The 2877-nt window shown below is 52.8% G+C and carries 5 protein-coding genes; all 5 read left to right on the plus strand.

Annotated elements, in window-relative coordinates; genetic code table 11:
- Nucleotides 1-50 precede the first annotated feature (50 nt).
- A complete protein-coding gene (locus tag AC2FNL_RS08985; RefSeq protein ID WP_254445162.1) occupies nucleotides 51-590 on the plus strand; it encodes a hypothetical protein in 540 nt (179 codons plus the stop codon).
- Between the two features lie 343 nt (nucleotides 591-933).
- A complete protein-coding gene (locus AC2FNL_RS08990; protein WP_093964951.1) occupies nucleotides 934-1248 on the plus strand; it encodes a hypothetical protein in 315 nt (104 codons plus the stop codon).
- An 18-nt stretch (nucleotides 1249-1266) separates the two neighbouring features.
- Nucleotides 1267-1890 (plus strand): hypothetical protein, encoded by a 624-nt coding sequence (locus AC2FNL_RS08995; protein ID WP_093964952.1) that lies wholly within the window; start codon nucleotides 1267-1269, stop codon nucleotides 1888-1890.
- 330 nt (nucleotides 1891-2220) lie between these two features.
- The gene (locus tag AC2FNL_RS09000) at nucleotides 2221-2391 is read left to right on the plus strand and encodes a hypothetical protein (protein WP_217358689.1); all 171 of its coding nucleotides are present in this window, start codon (nucleotides 2221-2223) and stop codon (nucleotides 2389-2391) included.
- 282 nt (nucleotides 2392-2673) lie between these two features.
- A partial coding sequence (locus AC2FNL_RS09005; protein ID WP_496833222.1) for a hypothetical protein occupies nucleotides 2674-2877 on the plus strand: 204 nt, incomplete at its 3' end.

Raw genomic sequence — 2877 nt, forward strand, 5'->3', positions numbered from 1 at the left:
TGAGAGCGGCCCCAATGACCGCTCGCAACCACAAACCGGTCTAATCGCTAATGCCGTCGGATGACGGCTTTGAGCCCGAAGCTGCCGTTTATCCGGCCTATGGCCCTACTACGCATCGAACGTTTGCCCTGACCCCGAAGCGGACACAATTTGATTGGACTGAATTAGGTAGCGTATTCAAATCGCAAAAATTTGACCAACCAAGTGAATACCGTATTGTTGAATATGGGACAAAATTAAGATCCCGGAGAAAGCGCCTCGGCGCTTTCCTAGGTCAACGTGAAACAGGGTACATTATGAAAAACTTTCTTTTGGCTTTTCCAGCGGTTGCACTTCTCACCGCTTGTGATGAAGGTAGCACAACCAGTGCTACGTCGGCGGCACCAAACGCGGCGGAGCAAGCTTGCTTGCGTGATGTCACTGCGACAACCAACAATCCGGATGTGGCACTGCTCGGTTCGGAGTTCTCTGAAGCCGGGACGTTTGTGCGCGTCGGCGTCGGACCGGACCGCGCGCCATGGCAGTGCATCGCTTACAGTGACGGCTCCACAGACGGTATAATGTCGCTTACTAACGAAGGAACGCTCTAGTTTTGCGAAATAGCTTGCTGGAACGTTGCGATGACTGATGCTGTGCAAAGCCGCGATTTGGGTTTTCATGTTGCTGTTGGCAGGCGCGAGTTTCATCTTTATGACAGGAACCTTCGGCTGGTTTGAACAGCCAAGAGATCCCTTGTCTGGGCTATTTCTGCTACCCTTGGGCCTACCGTGGGTTCTTGCAATTGAATTTGCGCCGGAGACCGTCAGGCCACTGTTAGCAATACTGGCGCCGTCGGTGAATTTGGTGATTTTGGTGAGATTATGCAGGAAAAAGAATAGAGCAAATTAGCCTCTGTAATGGTGACAAACCTCAGAGCATTAGGAAACAAAACAAATGGGTAAACTGATTTTGGGACTGGTTATAGGGCTGCTTGTGGGCGGTATTGGTGGCGGGATGCTGGGCATCGGCAGTGGCGCTGGAATGGGCATCGCTACCGGGCTTTCAGCCGGTGTTTGTGGGATTGCAAATGCAGCGCAACAGGAGGGCCTTCTGACAGAAGAACAGGTCGATCAAGTTTTTAACCGTGCTGTCACTAACCTGAGAGAACTGACCCCGGACGCGGAAGAAAACGGGGATGCGATCGTCGGAGCGGCCAGCGAATGTGATGCCGTATTGCAGCAACTGCGCGACGCGGCGGTGTCTAATTAATACCAGGAGAGTTTAGTTATGCGATCAAAGGTTCTGGCTTTGTCTCTTTGTATCTCGCCGACGTTCGCCTCGGCCGCTGACGTCGGACAGGACGCGATTGACAGTTGCATCGACCAATTGCGTTCTGTGGGTGGGCCGGACGGACAAAGCGGCACTGTTCTGTCTACAGAGTTTTCCGAAGCAAATTCGCTCGTCATGCTGCAAGACAAAGGCGAGACAGTCTGGAGATGTCTTGTGTCCAACGACGGTCAAGTCGCTGAACTCAGCGTCGCGCAGGCCGCCGATGACGGCCAAGGCGCAATGGCGGGGTCCGGCGGTTTACCCGTAGTTTCAGGAACCCAACGGGTCCAATTCGCGGCAGGTACCAGCGGCGCAGCGATGTCGGGCACTTTGAACCCGAATACATCAGTGAGCTACGTGCTCGGCGCAGCAGATGGTCAGTTCATGCGCGTGGACGTGGGTTCCCACGGTGGCGCGTTGGACTACAAAATTTTCAACCCGGATGGCTCGCTCCTTCTAGACCTGATCTCTTCTGATACCCCTTATCGAGGCCAACTTTGGCAGTCTGGCGATCATGTGGTCGAGGTCCTAAACGCCGGGGCGCAACCGGTCACCTTTGATATTGGTATCGGCATCGAGTAGCCACCGAGTTCAACAAGCAGGAAATCCAATGAAGTCATTTGTTCCCTTTGTGGCTGGATTTGCAGCACTTGGCCTTGTCGCATGTGATACTCCAAGCACTTCTACCGAACCGGGCCAACCTGCTATTGGCAGTTCAAGCGATTTGACTGCATTCGAAGGAGCACGTGCCGGCCAAGCGGAGATGGGCATACAGAACCTCGGGTACGAGTTGATCCGCTCCGAGGGTCTCACGTCATTCTGGTTTAACCGTGATACTGGCGCTTGCGCGCGGATAACAACGGCGGATGGTCGCTACTCTGATGTGACTATGCTGCCTGCGGAGGACTGCTAATGGATTGGTTGCACGCGATTGTCACGGGTCTTTTGTGTGGTGGCGCATATTGGGCTGTAAGAAGTATGGGTTGGTTTGAGAACCGTTCAAAAGTTCAACAAGCGTTGATTTTCTTTCCGATCATTTTCATCGTCGTTTTGATCTTGAACCTTATCTGGCCATCGGCCTGATCGCTGCGCCGTTTGAACCTCGCTGACACTTAACGTTCGAAGGCAGGAAAACTCGCACGGGTTCTTTCCCTTTTCTGACAGACCGCAAAGTCGGCAAAGTAGACATTCTTAAAAAAAACCTGCCAATGACCGCACCGAGCCCTTCTCGGATCTTGATCGCGCGCGCAGCATTCGAAACCATGGGCAGAGACACTCGCTGCATTCGATGGCATAGCAAACAGGTGTTTTAAAGTTTTCAAACAACTTCGCACAATGGAGAACCAAATGTGTCGATCGATCCTGATGCTGCTAATCGCAATGTGGATATTGATAGGTCCAGCATCATCCCAACCGCTCTTTGAGGATTCAAAGGCTTTCGATCCTTCCAGCGAAACGGCAATGGCGATTACCGGGCCAGTAATCTTGTCCACCAAGCGGATGGTCTTCGAGACCGGCAGGTTTCTTGATCTCGAAGTTCATGACCCCAAGAGTTCAGGCAATTGGGGT

It is taken from the genome of Ruegeria sp. CRTD044 (assembly GCF_059613485.1).